Source organism: Bacillus sp. K2I17 (assembly GCF_002209985.1).
GTDB lineage: Bacteria > Bacillota > Bacilli > Bacillales > Bacillaceae_G > Bacillus_A > Bacillus_A wiedmannii.
Genome location: NZ_NJGF01000013.1, coordinates 46559 through 69220, shown reverse-complemented (window position 1 = coordinate 69220; position 22662 = coordinate 46559). Strand labels below are relative to the sequence as shown.

Below are 22662 nucleotides of genomic sequence, written 5' to 3'. Positions count from 1 at the left end.
ATATACTTAAAGCTTTTGCATTGCACTTTCAATCCTCTTTACCAAATCAGCAGACACTTTATGAAAATACCCCAAAACAACCTTTCGAATATCATCAGAAATAACTTTCATATCACTAGCTAAGTTTTTAGCAAGATGTTCTTTTTCTATCGGTTTTAACTTCGCATAAAATTCACTAGGCTGCGTAAAGTCATCCTGTTTCGTAATAGAAGTTCTTTCAAGTTTACCTTCAACGTATCTTCCGTCACCGCTCGTTATTTGATTAGCAGGCGTCCAATTTTGCTGTTTGTTAATCGCCAATTTGCGAAATTCGGAACCAATTCTTCTTCTTTGAGAATCACTGTAAATGTTAGCACGCCCTTGCAGCATTTTATCATCTGATAGTTCTGCACCGTCTAGTAAATTAGAAGGGGAGAAGGCGACTTTTTCTACTTGCTCCATATAATTTTCAGGATTTTTATTTAATACCATTTTGCCTACTGGTATAAGAGGATACTTCTTTTCATCCCATACTTTTGTATCATCTAAAGGGTCATAAGAAAGATGTGCTTCATCTTTCGGATCCATGAGCTGGACATATAAACCGTATTCTACTGGTTTACCATTTGCAATTGCATCATATAAATCTTTCCCGCTATAATCAGAGTTTTCAGCAGCCAGTTTATTCGCTTCCTCACTAGTAATGTATTGTACACCTTCAAAGGGGTACCAATGATACTTTACATACTTTCGATTACCTTCTGCATTTCTCCATACATATGTATTAACACTATGTCCTGGGATGTGGCGAAGACTTTTGGCCGTACCAGCATCAGAATATAAATGGACAACGAAATGAATGGATTCAGGCGCTCTAGCGACAAAGCTCCAAAATCTATTAGGGTCTATTAAGTTATTTATAGGTGAAGGTAACAACGCTTGAATCGTTTCAGGGAAACGCATCGGATCACGAACGGAAAAGACAGGGATGTGATTACATAAAAGATCGAAAATGCCTTCTTCTGTATAAAACTTTGTAGAAAAACCGCGTACATTTCTAGAAGTGTCAGGTGTTCCTTTCCTACTAACGGCTAATGAAAATCGCACCATAACAGGAACTCTCGCATTAGAATTTTGTAAAAAACGTAGTTTAGTATGTTCAGACATTGGATAGATCGTTTGAAAATAACCGAACGCACCAAATCCTTTTACATGAACAGGTCTTTCTAAAATTTTTTCGTGAATAAATTCTTGTAGCGTCTCGTGAAGTACACTATCTTGCTTTAGAATAGGTCCACGTGAACCAACTGTTTGTGAGTGAAGTATAGCTTGTTCATTACGTTCTCTATTTTCATTAAAGTCATTCCCTAGTAAAGATTGCCCCTGTTTATCATAGTTTTCATCCATCTATATAGCCTCCAAATCTTTTTTGTCCATTGTTACTAAATATGATTTCATAGCCTTGATTATGTATGACACGCAAAGTCCAAAATGGTAACAGACCGCTAGATGAAAAAAATGCACATGTAGTGGACCTGTTGAAATAGAAGAAATTATGGAAAAATGAATATCGTGAAGAAAATTACTATTAAAATTTTAATCTGAAAAATGAATTTATACATGACTTTATAGAGAATGAACATAAATAAACAGGGAAAATAACTAGGAGGAATTTAAAATGTCGGATTGGTTTCAATTAGATAAAGAATATATGATGTCTACGTATTGTCGTACGAAGGTTGCGATAGAAAGAGGAGAAGGTTGCAAACTATATGATGTGGATGGTAAAGAATATGTAGATTTATTTTCTGGTGTCGGAGTGAATGTATTAGGATACAATCACCCGAAAATCGTGCAAATGACAATGGAACAAGTTACGAAATCGTTGCATCTTCCATTTCATTTTTTAAATCCAGTTGCGATTGAGTATGCAAAGAAATTAGTTGACTGCTCTTTAAAAAACGGAAAGGTCTTTTTTACAAACTCTGGTACGGAAGCGACAGAAACGACATTAAAATTAATTGATAAATATAGAGCTAATACGGGAGAGGAACGTGAAGGAATCGTAGTGCTGAAGAATAGTTTCCATGGGCGTACGTTAGGAGCACTTCATTTTACGAGACAAGAAAGTGTATATCAAAATTTTCCTAAAACATCGATTCCGGTATATGAAGTAGAGCGTGAGAATATAGAGCAATTAGAAGAAACAATCGTTAAAGAAAATCCAATTGCGATTATGCTAGAGCCTGTATTAGGAAGCGGGGGGATATACCCTTTATCAAGTGAATATTTACATGGTGTTCAAAACTTATGTGATAAATATAATGTTATTCTTATCGTTGATGAAGTTCAAAGTGGTATGGGGAGAACTGGTAAACTATTTGCTTATCAAAATTTCAATATTACTCCGGATATTATTCAAATTGGTAAGGGAGCAGGAGGCGGGATACCGCTTGGCGGAATTATTGTAGGTGAAAAGTTATGTGATGTATTTGCACCAGGAGATCACGGCACAACGTTTGCTCATTCTTCAATGGGAACCGCTTTAGGGTTAACGGTATTAAACACATTGATTGACGATGGTTTAATGCAAGAAGCGTATGAAACGTCACACTATCTAAATGATAAATTGCAAGAAATTCAGAAAGAAAATTCTTATTATATTCAGGAAGTCCGCCATGCTGGTATGATGTTTGGAATTAGTTTGAATGATACGAATGAAAATGTAAAGAAATTACAGGTAGAACTAATGGAGAAAGGGATGTTAGTTGATGTTACACAAGGGAATATCATCCGTTTACTTCCTCCATATATAATTAAAAAAGAAGAAATTGATGCATTTATTACTCAATTTATTTCTTGTATGGATAAAGTTGCTGCTGTAGTAAGTGCTTAAAAGTTAAAAGCTAAATTTTATATAAAGTGCACTCTAATTGTTAAAAATAGTTTTACAATTGGGGTGCATTTTTTATAGTTGAATTTTGTAAAATACAGTTGTTGGTAAATGATAACGAAAAAAATAGAAAGGATTTCATTATATTTGATACATGATTGAATGATATTTTACTGTTGAAGAAAAGAGAAAGTAAATATAAAGATAGTAGATAAAACGAGTGGTACTAACAACGAGTGATAGAACGTTTTGAAAATAATAGCATACGAATATATAAATAATAAGAATGAGGTGATATATTGGAAAATAATGATATTCAATTTACTTCTTTACAAATGAGAACGGATAAATATGGTTGGGCTGGTATTCAATATGCAAATAAAAAGCAAGCCATCTTATATACTCGAAACGGAGGAGTAGAATGGGATGTTGTTAATCCTCTAAATTCAATTGTATTATTTGCATATCCAATAAACGCTCGAAGCTCTTGGGCATATGGTTTAACAAAAACGAATGACGATCTATTGCCAGCTATATTTTATACAGTTAATAGAGGGGAAAGATGGAGTGAGTTTATTTTACCGGTTGAAGAAGATTGGGAGAAATCGACTGATGTTCAAGTGCAATTGCATGCTACGAATATGGATAGTATATGGATTGTATTATCTAGAAAGCTTGCATCAAATAAATTTGAACATAATTTATACTATTTGAAAACGAAAGGGAAAGCTTGGAAAGTAATAAAAAATATAAGTATTAGTGATAGTATTTCAGGGATAACATTTATAAACGATTTAGTCGGATTTATTTCATTACAAAAACATTATGAAACATCAACGGTATTTAAAACAATAAATGGTGGGGAAAGTTGGCAAGCTATAAAAGATATTCCAAGTCTTGAAGGGATTAATACTGGGACTGCTATGGCTTATAAAGCAATCTACAAAAATAACCTATTAGTAATACCAACTAAAATGAATGATGATAAATTTTTAATGAATTACTCATTTGATAAGGGGAATTCGTGGCATATTTCAAATAAAACAATAAATACTAGTAAAGTGGCTGTTTCTTTTTTTAGTTCCTATTATGGCTGGGTTATAAATAGTGAAAATGGAAGTGTATATCAAATAATAAAAAAAGGATCAAAATGGATAAAAGAATCAAGTAATCCATTGTTAAAAAATGTATTTTGTTTGCATTTTTTTAATCGGCGTAAAGGTTGGGCGTGTAATAAAAAAGAAATATTTACTACAACAGATCGCGGTATAACATGGAAAAAGGTAGTATATAAAATTAATAATATTGATAAATTTGTTTAATAGAGTCCTAAAGAAATTAGGACTTTTTTTGTTTTTAAATGGTGAGAGTTGTAACAAACAATGATAAGAGGAAGGAGGTAAGTGCAGAACTTATATTTTCAAAAATAGACGGTTGTTTTTACACAGTATAATTCACTTTTGAATATGTTAATAAAGTAGCAAATTCATAGGAAATGGTAATACTTAATATTTTATCCCACTTTAATAGGCAGTAAGACCCCCACCTCAAAATTTAGCGAAAGCAAAGAAGTTAGATGGGGGTCGGGCTGCCCATAAAAGTCCGATTGGTTCAACTAATAATCAGTGGGGGATGAAGAAAACCCCCACTGATTAAAGTTTCACTTTATGTCACATGATGTGCAAAGGGGGCGTGTAATGAAATCGTTAACGGTTATTATTTTGTATAGTGAAAGAGCACAAATATTAGAAGAATCAATTCAATCTATATGGAAGCTAAATCCTCTTGAAATTATAATTTTCGTTCCTAACGATAGAAGTAATTTGTATGAAATAGCAAAGAAACATAAATGCCATATTGTTTTGAGGGATAAATATAGTACGTATTATGATGGGTATGAAGCTTCTGTAAAGGCAGCTAAAGGAGATGTATTGTTATTTGTAGATAGTAATTTTTTATTATCTTCAAATGAAATGAAGAATTTTATTGAGCCAGTTGTTACAAATCAGGCTGATGTAGTATTAAACAAAATAGATAAATTTATAGAAGTTGGTAAATGTCCAAATACGGATATTGTTTGGAGAAAAATGTTAAATGAAATTTTAAGTCGACCAGATTTAAAAAGCAATTCAATACTTTCATTACCATATGCACTTACGAAAGAAGTAGTGGTAAATATCGGCTTTGATTATATAAAAGATATCGTTCTAGCTCATATGAACATAGTTAATCAAGGCTGGCGGATTAACGATCAATATGCAATAAAAACGTTATCTAGAGATGAAACGTTAGAAGAGGAAGGTTATTTAGTTAAAAAAGAATTGTCAGAAAATGAAAGGGAGAAAGTGGGAAAATATTTAATCGGTATTTCTAAATGGATAGAGAAAAAGGGAAAAAGAGTAGGGTTTACTGATGCAGGAAAAAGAAGAGATATTATTCAAAGATTAGGTGAAAGCAAGCAGTATCCTTCGTATCATCGAGGTTGGGGAATGCATTCTTCAATTTATGACGGGAAACAACTATCTGTCATTATACCAGTGCAAAATGAAGAAGAGACTATAGAACAAGTAATACTTGAGGCAAGAAAAATAGAACCGCTAGAAATAATTGTCGTTGTAAATGGTTCGACAGATCAAACGGCCAATATTGCTAAAAGACTTGGTGCTACTATTATTGAATATAACGAACGACTTGGTCATAATGTTGGACGTGCTATTGGAGCGCTTGAAGCTACAGGAGATATCCTTTTATTTATTGATGGTGATTTTAGTGTTTCAGGAAGTAATTTGCATCACTTTACAAAAGCAGTTTCAGCTGGTGTAGACATAGCATTAAATGATTTGAATCCGATGTTACATCCTCCGTTTTATGTTGTAGACGTCGTAAAGTATATGCTTAATTTAGCATATAATCGTCCAGAATTAAGTAATGGCTCATTAGTAGCAATTCCACATGCTATGAGTAGATCATGTTTAGATGCAATAGGCTGGGAAAGTTTACTATGCCCTAGTCTTGCACAAGTAAAAGCTATATTACAAGGGTATAGAGTAGAATGTGTACATTACGTTGATGTTGTAAAACCGAATAGAATTCGTTTAATGGAGAATGTAAGTCATAATGGACATCCTCCAGCGGTATTAAGAATAATTGGTGATCACGTTGAAGCTCTCTCTTACTTAATAGAACACCTTGAAATAGATGGAAAGGGTGATTAAACTGTTAGACCAGTACAAAAAAATTAACATTTCATATGAAGAATTATGGCAAATGGATTTTCAAACTACAGAACCATTTATACTCAAGGTTGATTGGGGTAAAGTAACGTATGAATTTTTAATTCGTATTAAGCCGGGTGCTTCTAACACTATTGTTTTTGGATCCGGAGCAGGTGGATTTCAAGAACAGCCAATCGGTCCACCTATTTTTCATAGACATTCTTGGATGGAAGAGTTTGAAGATACTGTTATATATTATAATGATCCTACATTATATCTTGGAAAATTATCTTTAGGTTGGGGACAAGGGGAGTTAGATAGATTTTACTTACAAGATATAGCAAATATTTTAGAAATATTATTTACAAAGTTAAAAATTGATTCGAAAAATGTGTTGTTTTATGGCAGTTCCGGGGGAGGGTTTATGTCTTTAATTTTAGCTGGATTCGTTAAGGGCTCCACAGTTTTAATTAATAATCCTCAAACAAATTTATTAAAATGGATACCTGTACCAATAAATCTAGTTTTTGATTTGTCTTATCCAGGTTTATCAAGAGAAGAAGTTGAGGAGAAATTTGGCGAAAGAATTAATGTTGTGAAATTTTTTAATCACATTAAATATGTACCGAATATTTATTTTTTGCAAAATTTCGCGTGTGAATTTGATGTGCAAAATCATTTAATACCATTCATTTCTGAATTAGAACAACTGGATAAAGATACAGAAGTAAATCAAATTGTAATAGACTTATATTTCGATAAAAAAGCAGGGCATGCAGCGGTAGGTAAGAGTGAAACAATTGAATATATAAAAAAAGTAAAGCCTAATCAGACTGTAAAAAAAGAACAAAAAGAAGTGGCACTGTCAGTCGTTATAGTTTTAGGAGAAGAAAAATCAAAATTGAATCAAATTTTAAACAAAGTGCACCATATAAAACCATTAGAAATTATCATTGTAGCTGATGATAGAATGAGTGCGATACAATCCATACCTACATTTGTTGAGAGTAACGTTGTTGTTATTGAAGAGAAAAATAAATGGAAAGCACCAGTTTATGGGGCGAAAATCGCTAATGGAGATGTAATTTTATTTTTAAATGGAGAAGATGTTATTTTTTCGGTAGAATTAGAACGATTTATAGAACCACTACTAAAAAAGGAACAGGATGTAATCTTGAATAACATAGACTCTGTATGTTTTGAAAAGATGAGAGTAGAATGGCCAAGCATTGCTATGGTGTATAGAAAAATAGTAAATGATGTATTGGGGCGTATGGATTTAAAATATGATTCGATGTTATCTATGCCATATGCCATTATAAAAAAAGCAATTGAAGACATTGGATATGACACCTTGCAAAATCCCGTTCTAGCGCAAATAACTCTTATTGAGAAAGGGTGGCGACTACAATCCTCGTCAGCTATCACTACCACCTCTTTGAATAATATAGCCGCAAACAAAACCTCTTTCTATAAAAATGAATTAACTAAATTAGAAGTATGTGAGATTAAAGAAAACATAAAAGCTTTGGAAAGTTGGTTACAACGAAAAGATGATAGAGGTAACTATACAGATGGAGGAAGAAAAAGAGAAATTATAGAGCAACTAAAAAAACAAAAGAATTATTCAAGTTTTCATAAAGGATGGGGTATGAATTCATCGATTTATAATGGGAAACAGTTATCAATTATTATACCAGCACAAAATGAAGAAGCGACGATTAAAGAAGTTATTCTTGAGGCAAGAAAAGTTGAACCGAAAGAAATAATTGTTGTCATTAATGGGTCAACAGATCGGACAGAAGTAATTGCAAAACAATTAGGAGCAACCGTAATTGTTTATCAAGAAGCATTAGGGCATGATGTAGGACGGGCAATTGGTGCACAAGAAGCCACAGGGGATATACTTCTCTTTATTGATGCTGATTTTGCTATTCCAGCAAAAGATCTTCATCCGTTAACGCAGGCTGTTGCGGATGGTGTTGATATGGTTTTAAATGATTTAAATTTAAATCTTAGATTTCCTCTATATATTGTAAGTTTATATAAATATATGTTGAATATTGCTTGTAATCGTAAAGATTTAGGTGTGGGATCCACAATTGCTGTTCCCCACGCTATTAGTCGAAAATGTTTAGAGGGAATTGGCTGGGATACTCTTCATACAGCGTGTGTTGCGCAAGTAAAGGCAATATTAGAAGGATATAAAGTTGAATGTGTCCATTTTGTAGATGTAATGAAACCAAATCGTATTCGTCCAAATGAGCACTTTGCAACAGTAGGACATCCACCAGCTGTATTGAGAATTACCGGTGATCATGTAGAAGGGCTTTCATATTTACTAAAGAATAGGGATTTTAAAGATTTATTTTAATTTGGAAGATACTTTACTAATAAGCGTAGAATAGCAACGGATAGAGTATAAGTTGAGTATTGGAATGAAAACAAAATTTAAAAAAGTGACCATTTTGGTTCAGGTGTAAGTGAAAAGTAAAAACTTCTTAAAATACATGAAGAGGTTTTTACTTTTTTATTTTAACTTATTTTAAGTATATCAAGTAAAAAATAAATAAAGAAGTAACGATAAGTTCTATATAACTTAATATCAGATGCAAGTAAGGAGGGAATACCTTTTCTTACATCAATAAAAGGTGTTTTAATATGTATTTAGAAATTAAGGTCTATCCAAATGTTGGGGCAGAAATATCTCTAAGGTGCAATTATGAATTTTCATCTGATTTTAATGTAATACCATTTACCGCATGTATTTCTATTTCAGTAAAAGATGATCTGAATTTGTTAATTAATTTATCTAGTTTAATAATAAATTAAACATATATAAAACTGATAAGAAAATAGCAGCTAATTTATAAAATTTAGTAGGAGAGTCGTGTCTAAATTCGATAAACTGCATATATTGTTAAGAGAAAGGAGGGAGAGTTATGGCATGTACTACGAATAATGTTTGTTTAGATGTGTGTCTTAAAATTACAATTACCCCTGGTAGTGGAATTGATGCAGAAGTGGATTGTGGGGGCACATGTGGGACAAGTCCTACAATTGTAATTAGTCCTAGTGGATCAATTGTTATTACTTTACCATTAGTTGCATGTTTCTCAATTGCACTAAAAGATGATTTAAGTGTTGAATCTTCATTAACAAGCCTCTCTTTTCAAACTTCTTAAGAAAATAAGAAAAGAAAAGCCTGCCTTCTACTTTTCTTTTGAGCTGATGTAAAAATAAAAAAGATGGTTACAAACCATCTTTTTTATTCTGTCATATATTAAAAATGAGATAATATATTATTTAGTAGGCAGGATGTATAATTAAAAGTACTCTTTTTGTTCGATCAGGTAAGAAATTGCTTCTATATGATCACCAATGATTTGTTGTGTTGCTAATGAAAGGCAACCTTGCTCAGAGAAGTGTTTTTCAGGTCGAACACGATTCATTTTATCGACGTCGACAGAATGGACATTTTGCACATGAAAGCCTGCTAAAATTGTTTTAACTTGACTTAAGGTTGGTGAAAGAAGTGAATTAAACCCAATTGTATGAATGCATTTTCGACTAAAAGCATGAGGGACAGCAATTGTGGATCCCATACCTAAATCTTTTCGATTACATGCTAAGTTAATAGCATATTTACATGCGGTGACGATAGAATAGGGGAGACGATACATATAGTAGTAATCTAGTTTATTTAAAGCTAAGTCCGTGCCATTTTGAATAGATTGTACAAATGGTAATAAATCACAACTAGAAATTAAGAAATCTCCATCTATAAATAATAATATGTCACCTTTGGCAAAATAGGCACCAACAGCACGTCCCGTATCATTTCCAAGTGCTTCTTCGTAACTAATAACTGTTGCATCGCAATCCTTCGCCAATTCCTCTGTTTTATCTGTTGATCCATTAACAATAACGATAATTTCAAAAGGTTTTAATTTCTGCACCTCAAAAATGACAGATTCTATCGTTTTTTCTTCATTTTGAACAGGGATGATAACTGATAATTGTTTATCTCCATAAGTATTCGAATAAAACTCTTTACCTGTAATTATTTTTGGAGTGGATTTTTGTTCCCCGTTGTGAAGCCCTAAAATAATATCCCGCTTTCGATTATTATCGGTATAGTTTCCCCTTTGATCTCGCACTAGATTGATCCAATTTGCAATGGCTGCAAGATGATAATGAATGAGTTGAGTTGAAGGAAAAAAGGGAACTTGAGGGATAGAAATGTTTAATTGATCGCAAATCCGAAATTTATGTTCAATAATTTTCATTTGTGCCAATATTGGATTTGATAAACTATCTGAAGTAATTACCTCAAGTACTTCTTTTGTCATTGCATAGGGAGGAAATAATAAGGAGTTAACATTTAAATCTGGGCGATGAAAAAAATGATTCGTAACTTGCTGCCAAATCATTGCTATATTTGGCTGTTGTTTTTGATAGAAAAAATTATCTAAATTATTTAATACGACGTCAGCCGATTGTTTTAGTAATGGTTGAAGAAATTGTATAAGTGAGGGGGAGTGAATAATGTAATTTTCATCTAAAAATAAGAGGTACTCTCCCTTTGCTTTTTTTGCACCAATTACATAACAATTAGTAGATTCTATCGGCTCTTTTAGTGTAATAATTTCACAATTGTAAGATCGCGCAATATCAATAGAATCATCGACACTACTGATAATAGTAAGGATAATTTCAAAAGGTTGTAGTTGTTCACATGCTTTCAAAATTTTAGGTAAATTTTTTATTTTATGTTGTATGGGGATAATAATAGAAATTGAATTTTTACACATAAGCAGTCTCCTTTTTAATCAGAGGTAGTTGTTAATAAGATTAGATAAAAGAGGAGATATATTTTCTTCTTGTTATAAGGATAACAATCATTTAGTTTTATCAGACTCACAATTTTCTTTACTTGTATTAGAACCTTTATTTATTCCAGAAGCGAGTAAATTATTGAGAACGCTAAGGTCTAATTGCAGAGGGATGGAGTTTTCGGATGGAGTTTTCTCATTTTCTTTTTTTGTAGTTAATATAGTCTTTATATTTTTAATTTCTTTATATTGTTTTAAGGTAATGAAAAATCCAGAAATAATTAAGAGAAAAGAAACAGTAGTAAGTGAAAGTATTATTTCCAACATAAAATAGCCTCCTTTAAAACTATAATAATATTATAGTTGAATGTAATAAAACAGAATTCGAGCTAATGAGTTCACTTTTTAAATATATGCAAATCTTTAGTAAAAGTTACTGGTTTCTAAGTTATAGGAAACAATTATAGAAACGTTATAAATATAAATAAATGAAAGGTTCATTTGTAGTGTAAAGGTATATATTATATAGCCTAAACTTCATTTTATAAAAAGTTCAATAGGGTGTAAATTTATACAAAAAGAGCATTTAATTGGACAAATAATTAATTATGTGAAATAATAATGACAGACAAGGAGACGTTGATTTTCCTTAAGTGCTTCGAATTAATTTTATTCAATAAGAGAAGGTGTGCTTAAAGAAGTTAAATTAAAAAAGGAGCTGATTTATTATATGCAACAAAATAATGATTTAAATTTTGAACCTCAAGACGTTAATATTGTCAATCCTAAACAAGCCAGGAAAGCAGTAGTTGCTACTGGTATAGGGAATGCAATGGAGTGGTTTGACTTCGGATTATACGCGTATTTAGCGGTTATCTTAAGTCAATTATTCTTCTCAGGTGTTGATAATAGTGGATTGCAACTTGTACTTACATTCGGTACATTTGCAGCAGCCTTTCTCGTTCGACCAATCGGAGGTGTATTCTTTGGTAGAATAGGAGATAAGTACGGCCGAAAAATCGTGTTAAGTACTACTATTATTTTAATGGCACTTTCTACATTATTCATCGCATTACTACCAACCTATGAACAAATTGGTGTATGGGCACCAATACTACTTTTAGTTGCGCGAATGATTCAAGGCTTCTCTACAGGCGGCGAATATTCAGGAGCAATGGTTTATATCGCAGAATCTTCTCCAGATAAAAAGCGTGGTATACTCGGTAGTGGTCTTGAAATTGGAACACTCTCAGGTTACATTGCTGCATCGGTAATTGTTACCATTTTGACGTTATTGTTAACAGATGAGCAAATGCTCAGCTGGGGCTGGCGTATTCCTTTCTTAATAGCTGCACCAATTGGTTTGGTCGGTTTATATTTACGCCGTCATTTAGATGAATCTCCCATCTTTGAAGAGATGGAAAAAGCACAAGAGGAATCTGAAGACAACGAACAATTTTCATTTATGGATATATTAAAATATCACAAAAAAGACTTCTTATTAAGCACAGTAATTGTCGCCTTCTTTAATATTACGAATTATATGATTCTTTCGTATATTCCTTCTTATCTAACTCAAGTACTTAAAGTCAAAGAAACAACTGGCTTATTAATTATTTCAATTACGATGGCACTTATGATTCCACTGGCATTATATTTCGGTAAATTAAGTGATAAAATTGGTAATAAACGCGTCGTGCAAATTGGTTTACTTGGTTTAACTGTATTTGCAATTCCAGCATTTATATTAATAGGTAACGGACATATTGCTGCTATATTTGCAGGTATTTTCATTTTAGGATTCTTCCTAAGTGTATATGAAGGAACGCTACCTTCATTATTACCATCACTATTTTTCACTGATGTACGTTATCGAGCACTTTCGATCTCATTTAATATTTCTGTATCAATATTCGGTGGAACAACACCGCTCGTATGTTCATACTTAGTTCATGCTACTGGTAACCCGCTTGCACCAGCATTTTATTTAGCAGGTGTAAGTATTATTGGATTAGTCGCATTTAGTGTATTATTCGTTACAACTTCAGGACGTGCGCTAAAAGGCTCATATCCTACAGTAGAAACGAAAAAAGAAGCACACCAAATCGCTAAAGAAGACCCTGAAGAAACACTTTGGTGGCATGAAGAGTCGTTAGAAATTGAAGCAGGGAAGAATGCTTCAATTTAACAAGTAACGTAGAAGTATAAAAAGACTCCTATGAAAATAGGAGTCTTTTTTTGTTATGTTATTTCTTTCTTTTCTTCAAATTCTTCTGATACAAATAAAGCTTATGAATCTCTTCCTTAAATTCCTGAAGTAGCATCATATCCTCACTATTTGAATAACGTACTGTATTATAAGCATTTACAATAATATGACTCTGAATACTTACATCTTCTTCACTATTTATTCTTTCTAACCATGCTTCAACAGTTTCTCCTCGTTTTCTATTTAAAGGAGGAGTTAATTTACTCTCCAGTTTAAAAATTTCTTTTCGAATTTCATTATGTGGCGGTTTGTTTCGTTTAAAATGTTTTAAACTCATTCCTTCTTTATCAGTAATGATAGTAGATTCGAAGGCAGGCATATTTGGTAAACTGAATTGTTTTCGTTTTTTTATTATTTTCCAAACGACGTAAATAGCAATGGTTGTACAGACTATTATTGTAATGCTATTTATAAGTGTTGGATCAAAAGTACGATGTCCAAATTCATCTTTAATTTGAGGATCTTTTAAATTCCCTTTATTCGACCAAAAATCGTCAGTTTCTTTTGATTCAGCTGCCGAAAATAATGGATTAATGGCGTATCCAAATCCTAAAGCAACTACTTGTACGACATAAGAAAAAAGAAGCCGAATGTATGGGAAAATAGGAATAAGGAAAGCACTAATTATTCCAATCGTAATAAGAGAAGCGAAACGTAATAACTGTTGATTACGGTTTATCCCGGTTAACCAAAATGTAATCATAATGTGTAAAACTAAAAGTAATAGTTTCCACAAAGGTGGAAAGGGCGCATAAAATATGGCTGAAATACTAAACCATACAATACCACCTAATGACTTTTGAACTGGATATCCGGGTCCAACTACATGTACGATAAAGAAGAAAAGCGGTAACATAATTGTGCCAAACAGAGAGAAAGGGAGAAAGATAGAACAACCAATTATTTGAGTCATTAACAGTATGACAAAACCTGTTGTTTTTTTCTTCATTAGTTTATGGATAAGAAATACTCCAATATAGCCTGTTGCTAAAAATATAACAATGCCGATGAGTTCATCTCTTTCCGTTAATAACGAAAGGAGGAGCAGCAGAATAAAGTCATTAACGTGATAAAGCCAAGTTTTCAAGCTTTTCCACCATCCCTTCGTTATTAATGAGAAACGTAGGCTGAGAGAGAAGAGGGAGTTCATTTCTCTGTAAACCAATGTATATCATTGTAGACGATCGTTCTCTTTTTCTCGTTACATAATGAAGAAATCCTTGTTTCGGAAGTAAAGTACTATCATCTGAAATACGCGCTAATTCCTCTAAAGATATTCCGTAATGTGTTTGCCCTTCGTTTAATGGTAAGTGCAGAGGACCACCTTCAGCTAATACACTAATAAATAGTTCAAACGGTATTTGATGCTTCGTTGCGTATTGACAAATGTATGTTGCAAATGAAATAAGGTCTTCTATATTATCTTTCCAACCAAACCCGCGATCAGCAGCTAATGAAAGACAAATCGTCCAACTATAATTTTTTACAGGTTCATATTGCTTCGCCTGTAATTCTTGCATTTTAGCAGATGCTTTCCAATGAATAGAGCGGAAAGACTCACGTTCATATCGTTTAACACCGATAATAGATGTTTCATCATTGTAAAAAGAAAAATTCGTTCGATAAGATCCGGTTAAAAGTTGCTGTAGTTCTTGTAAGCCTGCTACTTCTTTAGGAGAAGGGTACACAATAATTTCAGTCCGTAATTTATCAAAAATAGGCAAATGTACAGTTAAAAGATGAAAAGGATCTTTCAAGACACATTCGAACTGTTCAATTTGAAACACACCACGTTTCGTTGCGGTTAATGTTAAATCCCACTTTTGCGCCGAATGAGCAGGTTGTGAAAACGGGAAAGAGAATAGTGTTTTTGATATTTGTTCAATTCCTTGATCTTTTTGTGGTAGTAGGGACGGATTTAAATGGAAATAACAAACGCCGTTAACGAGTGGTATATTTGCCCCGTTTTTTAAATGAATAAAAAATTGCCCAGATTCATTAGGAAAAAGCCGAGTAGTTTGTTTCTCATTTATAACTTCAAATTTCTTCTCTATGTAAGCTACATATTTATAAATAAAAATCGCAAATAAATAGTAGAAGAAAAAGAAAAACATAATGATTCGTTGTGGCATAAAAAATGTGAATAGTATAGCACCTGGCACACTTAATTGAATAATATGAAGTTGGAAAAATAAAGGTACAGTTACAACACGCTGTCCATTCATGTTTGTTCAATCTCCACTGGTACGTCAACTTCTTTTAAAATCCTTTGTATAATTTCATTTTTTGTCGTGCGTAATGCCCCTTCCATTGATAAGACGATACGATGATTCCAAACAGAAGGAACTAAAAATTGTATATCTTCTGGCGTGCAATATTCTCTGTCGCGTAAAAAGGCTAGTGCTTGAACTGCGCGTACTAAAGCTAATGTGGCACGCGGGCTTACACCATTAGCGATGTAATCATGATTTCTTGTAGCGTGAGCAAGTTTAATAATGTAATGTTCTAACGGTTCTGATACGAAAATTTCTTTTACTCGTTTCTGTGCTTCTAAAATATCATCTAAAGAAATAACAGATGTGATACTTTCTAGTGGTACATCGTTACGAAAACGTCGCATCATTTGTAGTTCATCTTCTGGAGATGGATAACCAATTGAAATTGTCATTAAAAAACGATCAAGCTGTGCATCTGGTAGAGGAAACGTTCCTTGTGATTCAATTGGATTTTGCGTCGCAATAACAAAGAACGGTTTCGGAAGAGGAGTAGATTGTTTTTCAAGCGTTACTTGTCGTTCTTCCATCGATTCTAATAAACTAGACTGTGTTCTAGGCATAGCGCGGTTAATTTCATCCGCAAGCAAAATATTGGTCATAACTGGTCCAAGTCTTAATTCGAATTCACTCGTTTTCGGATTGAAATATTCAATACCTGTTACATCACTCGGAAGTACATCAGGTGTAAATTGGACACGAGAAAAATTACCACCAATACTTTTAGAAAGTGTTTTCGCAAGTAACGTTTTCCCCGTACCAGGCACATCCTCAAGCAGTACATGTCCGTCAGCAAGCAAAGAAACAAGTAATAAATCAATAACATTTTCTTTACCGACAAAAACTGATCCTATATTTTCTTTCAATTTATTTATCATATGTATCATTCCTTTCAAAATATAAACGAATATTTCTATATTTTAACAAATTATTCAGAAAATTGATATGATTTTTTAATTTAAAGAAATAGATATTAAGTTATTAAATTACCTTGCATATTTTGGAATATGATTATACAATATCGATATACGATGTATCGTTAGTCGATATATCAGATAACGATGTATCGGAGGTAGTTATAATGAATGCGAAAGCGAAAAAATATATTCCGTTAACAGAGGCGACATATTACATATTGTTATCACTAGTGAAACCAATGCATGGATATGGAATTATGCAAATGGTAGAAGAGATGACAAATGGAGAAGTAAAACTCGGTCCTGGTACTTTATACGGGAATACGACGAAGTTACTAAAAGAGAAGTTAATAGTTGAAGTTGCCTCTACAGATAGAAAGAAGTGTTACGAGTTAACACCACTGGGTAGAGAAGTGTTAGAGCTAGAGTATAACAGGTTGCAGAGATCTGTAAGGAATGGGAATAGTATTTTAGGGGAGTGAATGGAAGATGGAGACTAAAAGCGTATTTAAGTTTTTTACGGCATGGAATTTAGAAAAAGAAGAAGCTTTTTTACGAAAGATGCATCAGCAAGGTTGGGCATTACAAAAATACAATTTAATGTATCAGTTTAAGAAAACTGAGCCAAAAGATGTAATATATAAAGCTGATTTTAGATTGGTTTATAGAGATTCGAAAGAACAACAACAAGAGTACTTCGAAATATACGAAATGTCTGGTTGGAAACGCGTAACAAGTTTCACAAAATGGAATTATTTTTGTAAAGAGGTAGAAGAGGTAAATGAATTACCTGATATATACTCAGAAAAGGAGACGAGGGTACAAAAGCTAAATGAGTTATTGCTATTCCTTGTTATTATATCAGTAAGTATATTACCATCAATGTATAACCTATTTTTAAGCCCGATGGAATCAAGAGTGCCAATTTGGGCGAAAGTTATGACAGGTCTTACAGGTTGTATGTGGATGTACTTCTTTATAAGACTCACTTGGAAAATTAAGAAATTAAAAAGTGAAATATTATAATAAAAAGTAGAATTAAAAAGAAGTTGATTTTGTAGGGAGAAATATCGGGATCAACTTCTTCTGGTTTTATATAATTGCATTTTTGTTCGCTCTTTTTTATATAATAAAACTCTATATAAAGGTAAGGGATTAATAGTTGCAAAGATTAAACCGCAATATCCCGAAAATAATAAATGAAGAAAAAACGATTCATATTGAGGATCAAAAAATAAAAGATGACAAAGAAGGTGTGAGGTGTAATTTATAATAAGGAAGAAAAATGTTTTTTCATTAACATATGAAACAAAAAACCCCCTATAGAAAAGTGGTAGGGGGTAATAAAAATGTTTAAGAAAAAGACTGATTTTGCGCAGGTTTAATAAATTGTTCTGGGTTTTCAACAAGTCCGCATACAGCACATTGGACTCTATATGTTGGTCCTTGATAGGACATATGAAAAGCATTCATCGTTTCATTTGTGTATTCTTCTTCTACTTGACCAGTTTGTGGATTTAACTTGACTGGTTTTACTTGTTGCTCAAGAATATTAAAGCGAGTACGGTTCGTTTTACAGCTTGGACATAGCATTGGTTCCATATGTATACACCTCCATTTGTAGCATTTCTTAAACTCATTAATTTTATGCAAGAAAAAAACTTTCTCAATATAAATGGGTGTTCAAAGTATTCAAAATTCAGAAAAAATAAAATATAATAAGAGTACGAACTGGTTATGTCCAAACCAAATCTCCTGTTTTATGCCAATAAGCTGGGGGGCCGAGAAATCGGCCTCGTTTTTTTGTGCTCGTTGCTATAAGGAACAAGGTTTTTATGAGACATTTGTCGAAATTTTAGGGATGGATATAAAGGAGGATGTAAAATGAATTTAAAAATGAAGTACATCATTTTATATGTAGAAAATTTCGAAGAATGTTTAAGATTTTATAAAGATATTTTACAGTTACCTATAAAAGCGGAGCATGGTACATATATTGAATTTAATACTGGTTCTACAATTTTAGCGATGAACAAAAGGCAAGATGTGAAAGAATTAACAGGTCTACCACTTACAGAAGGCGAGTTACAATCTTCTCATTTTGAATTGGGATTCGTTGTTAATCATGTACAAGAAACAATCGAACAATTTAGAGAGCAAGGAATTAAAATCTTAGTTGAACCAATTGTGAAACCGTGGGGACAAACAATTGCATACATTGCCGATCCAGATGGGAATTATATTGAAATTTGCAGTTCATTAGAATAGAAGGAGAAAAAGAGATGGGGTTTCCGAAACTAGAAACAGAACGTTTACAATTAAGAGAACTAACACTGTTAGATGCAGAAACGATGTTCCGTTATTTTTCAAAAGAATCTGTTATACGTTATTTTGGAATGGATTCTTTCGAAAATATTGAGCAAGCGAAAACGACTATTCAAACGTTTAAAAATCGTTATGAAGAAGGAACTGTATTTCGCTGGGGAATTGAGAAAAAGGGTACGGGCCAATTAATCGGAACGTGCGGATTTCATTTAATAAACAAGCATCATAAGCGAGCTGAAATTGGTTATGAACTAGATGATACATATTGGGGACAAGGGTATGCAACGGAAGCGTTACAGGCGATTTTAACTTACGGGTTTGAAACGTTACAACTTATAAGAATTGCAGCTGTTGTATATGTAGAAAATAAAGCTTCTCAAAAATTATTAAGTAAAGCAGGGTTTCAAGAAGAAGGATTACTTCGAAAACATATGATTCAAAATGGAGTTGCTCATGATACAATTTTATACTCGTTATTAAAAGAAGAGTGGAAGAAGTAATGCGTACAAATGAGCTTATAAATGTTATGAAGAAGCATAAAGAAAATAGGTTCATTTTAGGTATTGATGGACTAAGTCGATCGGGTAAAACAACATTTGTAACAAACTTAAAAGAAAATATGAAACAAGAAAGTATTCCGTTCCATATTTTTCATATTGATGATCATATAGTAGAACGTAATAAACGGTATCATACTGGCTATGAAGAATGGTATGAGTATTATTATTTACAATGGGATATTGAATGGCTTCGGCAGAAGTTTTTTCAGAAGTTACAAAATGACACAAAACTGAAATTACCGTTCTATAATAATGAGACAGACTCAAGTGAGATGAAAAAAGTACAGATCCCCATAGTAGGCGTAATTGTAATAGAAGGTGTTTTTCTACAGAGAAAAGAATGGAGAGATTTCTTTCATTATATGGTGTATTTAGATTGTCCAAGAGAGACACGGTTTCTACGTGAGAGTGAAGAAACGCAGAAAAACCTTTCAAAGTTTGAAAATAGGTATTGGAAAGCAGAGGATTATTATTTAGAAAGTGAAACACCACAGAAGGGAGCGAACTTAGTTATATAATGATTAGAAAATAGAAAGGTGAACAGAATGAATATTTTATGGGATTTTGATGGGACGTTATTTGATACGTATCCAGTTTATACAAAAATTCTTTCTCAAGTATTAGGGGAGGAAATAAGGGAAGAAGAAATCTATAAAAATTTAAAGGTTTCATTTTCACACGCAATTGACTATTATGAAATATCAAAAAAACAATTAAGTGAAATTGATGTATTAGAGAGTCGCATTATGATAGAAGATATAAAACCATTTGAAAAAGTGGAAGAGGTTTTAAAGTTTGCCGATAAAAATGTAATTATGACTCACAAAGATAGAGCGGGGGTATTATCTATATTGAATCATTACGGCTGGGAAAAATACTTCGTAGACATGGTTACAATTGACGATGGTTTCCCCCGAAAACCGAACGCTTTATCTTATGATCATTTGCATAAAAAGCACAATATTGATTTAGCTATTGGTGATAGAGAATTAGATTTATTACCTGCAAAAGAATTAAGTATTTCAACATGTATGTTTCAAGGGAACTGTGATGTAGCGGATTATTCTTTAGCACATTACTCGGAATTTTTTAAGGTAGTGATTGATAGAGAGGTTATTTTATAAATAATTTAAATAAAACCTCTACTTTTTGCTTGAAAGTAGAGGTTATTTTCTATGCTTTATAAAAATTAATACTATCTAGTACATAGAAGGAGATTAGTATAACAATTTGAATTATATAGTTATAGATAAATCTATAGATAAAAAGATTTCAATAAAGCGAGTGATCCCATGAGTATTTTTATTTTAGAAGATGATGTCATACAAGCGCAGCAAATGAAACGGCTAGTTGAAGAGATTTGTGAGAAATATATGTTGCCTTTTGATTTTATCGAGGTGAGTAGTAAAAGTGAAAACATCATTACTAACATTCCTAAGGCGAAGTATATCCCAATCTATTTTTTAGATATAGAGATAAAAAGAGAAGAACGTAAAGGGTTACAAGTGGCACAAGAGATACGAAAGTATGATACGCAAGGAATTATTGTGTTTGTAACGACGCATTCTGAATTTGCACCTATTTCATATCAATACATGGTATCAGCTTTAACTTTTATTGATAAAGGGTTGCCATACGAGGAGAGGCGTAACGTTTTTGAACAATGTTTACTCCAATATGAAGCGCGTAATAAGCATATTATTCCGTCCGATGACTTTATCGTTGAAAATAGTAATGCAACTGTGCGGGTTCCGTTTCATGAAGTTGAATATGTTATGACCGATGAACCGCACCGTTTAGCATTAGTGACGTTAGATCGAATTGTTTATTTTTATGGGACTTTAAAAGAAATTGAATTAGTAGATGAACGTTTATTTCGTTGTCATCAATCATATATCGTGAATACGAAGCAACTGTCTTCTTATGATGCGAAGCAAAAAATGATAGTTTTAAAAAGCGGAAAACGTATTCCAGTATCACGTCGTTTATTCAGTAAAGTACGCAACATCTTAAAGGGTGAGATGTAATGTATATTTATGATTTATTTGCAATACTGCTTACTAGTATAAGCCATACGTTTTTATACATTCAATTAATCCGGTACAATAGATTGTCATATAGAATGTTAATAGCTTTAAGTGCGATATTCATTATTTTACTTGCTATTGTCGTAACAGTAACGAGATATCCAGAATTGAATAGTACGATTGTGTTATTTTTAATAAGTTTAGGATTAATGCAAAATGAATTGAAATTTAAGCATAATGTATATTTTGCACTAGTGAGTATGGTGATTATAACGTTAGTGAAAATGTTGCTACTTGATTTAGGAATGAAAATCTTTATGTTAACAACATTCAATTTATATTTATGGACAGGTAGTATTATTCATCTTATCGTATCGACACTTACTTTTATCGGTATTTTAGTAGCTCGGAAAAGAATTCAAAAAATTGCTCAATATATAGTAGGTAGTCGACTATACTATGTAACTTATATATTATTAATTGCCGGATTTATTATTGAACTAATTTTAACTCGGCCATCTTCTGCATTTTTAGCAAAGTTAAATCAACAATACAGTGATGTAAGTTATATTTCAGCGATTATTGTATTTTTATTATTAGTCATCATAGTACTTATAAGTTCACATTTATCGAAAGCAAAGTTACAAGAAGAGCATGAAAAACGTTTGGATAAAGAGTTATTAGATTATGTGGAGAAATTAGAGGATATGCATGATGAGCTTGCTAGTTTCCGTCACGATTATATGAATGTATTACTATCGTTAGAAGAGGGAATACGTACGAAAAATGTGAAAGAAATTGAGCAAGTGTACTATGACGTTATAGCACCTACGTTAAAAACAATAAATGATCATGAACTTGATATTGCGAAATTATCTCGTATACATATTCCTGAAGTGAGAAGTGTATTAAGGGCGAAAGTTGGCACTGCCCAGCAGCATCAAATAAAAGTAATGCTTGATATACCGGAGAGCATTGAAAGTGTTTCGATGACGATCATTTCATTTATTCGCATCATTTCAGTTTTGGTAGACAATGCAATTGAAGAAGCAGTACATAGTGAGGAAAAGATATTGCAAATCGCATTTTTTGAAATGGATTCACGACAATATTTTATCGTACGTAATAGTTCAAAGAGTGAAGCGATTGATTTGCAAAAAATTTATGAGAAAAACCATTCAAGTAAAGCAGGAGCGAGAGGATACGGGCTATTTTCGTTAAAACGGATTATGAATAAAACAAATAACGCGACGTTAGAAACAACTTATGTAAGTCCTTATTTCACGCAAACACTCATATTAAAAGAGATGAAATGACCATCTATGATGAAAATGAAACCGAATAGGAAAGAACTACATACTTTCTTCAC

21 protein-coding genes are annotated in these 22662 nt (G+C 32.5%); 14 read left to right on the top strand and 7 right to left on the bottom strand.

The window, feature by feature from the left end; all coding sequences use genetic code 11:
- Positions 1–6: 6 nt before the first annotated feature.
- Positions 7–1386, bottom strand: a complete 1380-nt coding sequence (locus tag CER22_RS16545; RefSeq protein ID WP_088609182.1) for a catalase — start codon at positions 1384–1386, stop codon at positions 7–9.
- 271 nt (positions 1387–1657) lie between these two features.
- On the opposite strand from CER22_RS16545, the gene CER22_RS16540 reads away from it, so the two are divergent.
- The 5 genes from CER22_RS16540 (at position 1658) to CER22_RS16515 (ending at position 9272) form a co-directional block, all read left to right on the top strand.
- Positions 1658–2875: an aspartate aminotransferase family protein gene (locus tag CER22_RS16540; protein WP_088063827.1), complete on the top strand. Its 1218-nt coding sequence runs from the start codon at positions 1658–1660 to the stop codon at positions 2873–2875.
- A gap of 296 nt (positions 2876–3171) precedes the next feature.
- Positions 3172–4194: a hypothetical protein gene (locus CER22_RS16535; RefSeq protein ID WP_088609181.1), complete on the top strand. Its 1023-nt coding sequence runs from the start codon at positions 3172–3174 to the stop codon at positions 4192–4194.
- A 375-nt stretch (positions 4195–4569) separates the two neighbouring features.
- A complete protein-coding gene (locus CER22_RS16530; protein WP_088063825.1) occupies positions 4570–6087 on the top strand; it encodes a glycosyltransferase family 2 protein in 1518 nt (505 codons plus the stop codon).
- Between the two features lie 52 nt (positions 6088–6139).
- Entirely contained in the window at positions 6140–8461 is a 2322-nt protein-coding gene (locus tag CER22_RS16525) for a glycosyltransferase (protein WP_179211922.1), read from the top strand.
- A 568-nt stretch (positions 8462–9029) separates the two neighbouring features.
- On the top strand, positions 9030–9272 hold the full coding sequence (locus tag CER22_RS16515) for a hypothetical protein (RefSeq protein WP_000752473.1): 243 nt from the start codon (positions 9030–9032) through the stop codon (positions 9270–9272).
- A 141-nt stretch (positions 9273–9413) separates the two neighbouring features.
- On the opposite strand, the gene CER22_RS16510 is transcribed toward CER22_RS16515, so the two are convergent.
- A complete protein-coding gene (locus CER22_RS16510; protein WP_088063823.1) occupies positions 9414–10901 on the bottom strand; it encodes a glycosyltransferase in 1488 nt (495 codons plus the stop codon).
- Positions 10902–10988: 87 nt separating this feature from the next.
- The gene (locus CER22_RS16505; protein WP_000889750.1) at positions 10989–11249 is read right to left on the bottom strand and encodes a hypothetical protein; all 261 of its coding nucleotides are present in this window, start codon (positions 11247–11249) and stop codon (positions 10989–10991) included.
- Between the two features lie 403 nt (positions 11250–11652).
- On the opposite strand from CER22_RS16505, the gene CER22_RS16500 reads away from it, so the two are divergent.
- On the top strand, positions 11653–13110 hold the full coding sequence (locus CER22_RS16500) for an MFS transporter (RefSeq protein WP_088063937.1): 1458 nt from the start codon (positions 11653–11655) through the stop codon (positions 13108–13110).
- 58 nt (positions 13111–13168) lie between these two features.
- On the opposite strand, the gene CER22_RS16495 is transcribed toward CER22_RS16500, so the two are convergent.
- Genes CER22_RS16495 through CER22_RS16485 form a run of 3 tightly spaced genes read right to left on the bottom strand, consistent with a single transcriptional unit; the run spans position 13169 to position 16342 of the window.
- A complete protein-coding gene (locus CER22_RS16495) occupies positions 13169–14278 on the bottom strand; it encodes a DUF4018 domain-containing protein (RefSeq protein ID WP_088609180.1) in 1110 nt (369 codons plus the stop codon).
- The gene (locus tag CER22_RS16490) at positions 14253–15416 is read right to left on the bottom strand and encodes a DUF58 domain-containing protein (protein WP_088063821.1); all 1164 of its coding nucleotides are present in this window, start codon (positions 15414–15416) and stop codon (positions 14253–14255) included. The genes CER22_RS16495 and CER22_RS16490 overlap by 26 nt, the downstream gene beginning before the upstream one ends.
- Positions 15413–16342 (bottom strand): AAA family ATPase, encoded by a 930-nt coding sequence (locus CER22_RS16485; RefSeq protein ID WP_088063820.1) that lies wholly within the window; start codon positions 16340–16342, stop codon positions 15413–15415. The genes CER22_RS16490 and CER22_RS16485 overlap by 4 nt, the downstream gene beginning before the upstream one ends.
- A 203-nt stretch (positions 16343–16545) precedes the next feature.
- On the opposite strand from CER22_RS16485, the gene CER22_RS16480 reads away from it, so the two are divergent.
- Both CER22_RS16480 and CER22_RS16475 read left to right on the top strand, forming a co-directional pair.
- Positions 16546–16863 (top strand): PadR family transcriptional regulator, encoded by a 318-nt coding sequence (locus CER22_RS16480; protein WP_000991838.1) that lies wholly within the window; start codon positions 16546–16548, stop codon positions 16861–16863.
- 7 nt (positions 16864–16870) lie between these two features.
- A complete protein-coding gene (locus CER22_RS16475; RefSeq protein WP_088609179.1) occupies positions 16871–17407 on the top strand; it encodes a DUF2812 domain-containing protein in 537 nt (178 codons plus the stop codon).
- A 327-nt stretch (positions 17408–17734) separates the two neighbouring features.
- Here the strand turns inward: CER22_RS16475 and CER22_RS16470 are convergent, their stop codons facing one another.
- Positions 17735–17983, bottom strand: a complete 249-nt coding sequence (locus CER22_RS16470; protein ID WP_048547666.1) for a hypothetical protein — start codon at positions 17981–17983, stop codon at positions 17735–17737.
- Between the two features lie 282 nt (positions 17984–18265).
- Here CER22_RS16470 and CER22_RS16465 point away from each other — a divergent pair, with 282 nt between their 5' ends.
- The 6 genes from CER22_RS16465 to CER22_RS16440 all read left to right on the top strand — a co-directional run bounded on the left by CER22_RS16465 (position 18266) and on the right by CER22_RS16440 (position 22609).
- Positions 18266–18649, top strand: a complete 384-nt coding sequence (locus CER22_RS16465) for a VOC family protein (protein WP_088609178.1) — start codon at positions 18266–18268, stop codon at positions 18647–18649.
- Positions 18650–18663: 14 nt separating this feature from the next.
- A complete protein-coding gene (locus CER22_RS16460; RefSeq protein WP_046959792.1) occupies positions 18664–19206 on the top strand; it encodes a GNAT family N-acetyltransferase in 543 nt (180 codons plus the stop codon).
- Positions 19206–19784 (top strand): kinase, encoded by a 579-nt coding sequence (locus tag CER22_RS16455; RefSeq protein ID WP_060487198.1) that lies wholly within the window; start codon positions 19206–19208, stop codon positions 19782–19784. The genes CER22_RS16460 and CER22_RS16455 overlap by 1 nt, the downstream gene beginning before the upstream one ends.
- A gap of 27 nt (positions 19785–19811) precedes the next feature.
- Positions 19812–20390: an HAD-IA family hydrolase gene (locus CER22_RS16450; RefSeq protein ID WP_088609177.1), complete on the top strand. Its 579-nt coding sequence runs from the start codon at positions 19812–19814 to the stop codon at positions 20388–20390.
- A 168-nt stretch (positions 20391–20558) separates the two neighbouring features.
- Positions 20559–21293 carry a LytR/AlgR family response regulator transcription factor gene (locus CER22_RS16445; RefSeq protein WP_088609176.1) on the top strand — a complete coding sequence of 245 codons (735 nt, stop codon included), beginning with the start codon at positions 20559–20561 and terminating at the stop codon, positions 21291–21293.
- The gene (locus CER22_RS16440; RefSeq protein WP_088609175.1) at positions 21293–22609 is read left to right on the top strand and encodes a GHKL domain-containing protein; all 1317 of its coding nucleotides are present in this window, start codon (positions 21293–21295) and stop codon (positions 22607–22609) included. The genes CER22_RS16445 and CER22_RS16440 overlap by 1 nt, the downstream gene beginning before the upstream one ends.
- Positions 22610–22662 lie beyond the last annotated feature (53 nt).

Coding starts and splice junctions, on each gene's coding strand:
- CER22_RS16465 (WP_088609178.1), top strand. CDS start 18,266: ATGAATTTAAAAATGAAGTACATCATTTTATATGTAGAAAATTTCGAA.
- CER22_RS16450 (WP_088609177.1), top strand. CDS start 19,812: ATGAATATTTTATGGGATTTTGATGGGACGTTATTTGATACGTATCCA.
- CER22_RS16515 (WP_000752473.1), top strand. CDS start 9,030: ATGGCATGTACTACGAATAATGTTTGTTTAGATGTGTGTCTTAAAATT.
- CER22_RS16500 (WP_088063937.1), top strand. CDS start 11,653: ATGCAACAAAATAATGATTTAAATTTTGAACCTCAAGACGTTAATATT.
- CER22_RS16480 (WP_000991838.1), top strand. CDS start 16,546: ATGAATGCGAAAGCGAAAAAATATATTCCGTTAACAGAGGCGACATAT.
- CER22_RS16490 (WP_088063821.1), bottom strand. CDS start 15,416: ATGAATGGACAGCGTGTTGTAACTGTACCTTTATTTTTCCAACTTCAT.
- CER22_RS16475 (WP_088609179.1), top strand. CDS start 16,871: ATGGAGACTAAAAGCGTATTTAAGTTTTTTACGGCATGGAATTTAGAA.
- CER22_RS16505 (WP_000889750.1), bottom strand. CDS start 11,249: ATGTTGGAAATAATACTTTCACTTACTACTGTTTCTTTTCTCTTAATT.
- CER22_RS16470 (WP_048547666.1), bottom strand. CDS start 17,983: ATGGAACCAATGCTATGTCCAAGCTGTAAAACGAACCGTACTCGCTTT.
- CER22_RS16545 (WP_088609182.1), bottom strand. CDS start 1,386: ATGGATGAAAACTATGATAAACAGGGGCAATCTTTACTAGGGAATGAC.
- CER22_RS16510 (WP_088063823.1), bottom strand. CDS start 10,901: ATGTGTAAAAATTCAATTTCTATTATTATCCCCATACAACATAAAATA.
- CER22_RS16525 (WP_179211922.1), top strand. CDS start 6,140: ATGGATTTTCAAACTACAGAACCATTTATACTCAAGGTTGATTGGGGT.
- CER22_RS16540 (WP_088063827.1), top strand. CDS start 1,658: ATGTCGGATTGGTTTCAATTAGATAAAGAATATATGATGTCTACGTAT.
- CER22_RS16440 (WP_088609175.1), top strand. CDS start 21,293: ATGTATATTTATGATTTATTTGCAATACTGCTTACTAGTATAAGCCAT.
- CER22_RS16485 (WP_088063820.1), bottom strand. CDS start 16,342: ATGATAAATAAATTGAAAGAAAATATAGGATCAGTTTTTGTCGGTAAA.
- CER22_RS16445 (WP_088609176.1), top strand. CDS start 20,559: ATGAGTATTTTTATTTTAGAAGATGATGTCATACAAGCGCAGCAAATG.
- CER22_RS16530 (WP_088063825.1), top strand. CDS start 4,570: ATGAAATCGTTAACGGTTATTATTTTGTATAGTGAAAGAGCACAAATA.
- CER22_RS16455 (WP_060487198.1), top strand. CDS start 19,206: ATGCGTACAAATGAGCTTATAAATGTTATGAAGAAGCATAAAGAAAAT.
- CER22_RS16460 (WP_046959792.1), top strand. CDS start 18,664: ATGGGGTTTCCGAAACTAGAAACAGAACGTTTACAATTAAGAGAACTA.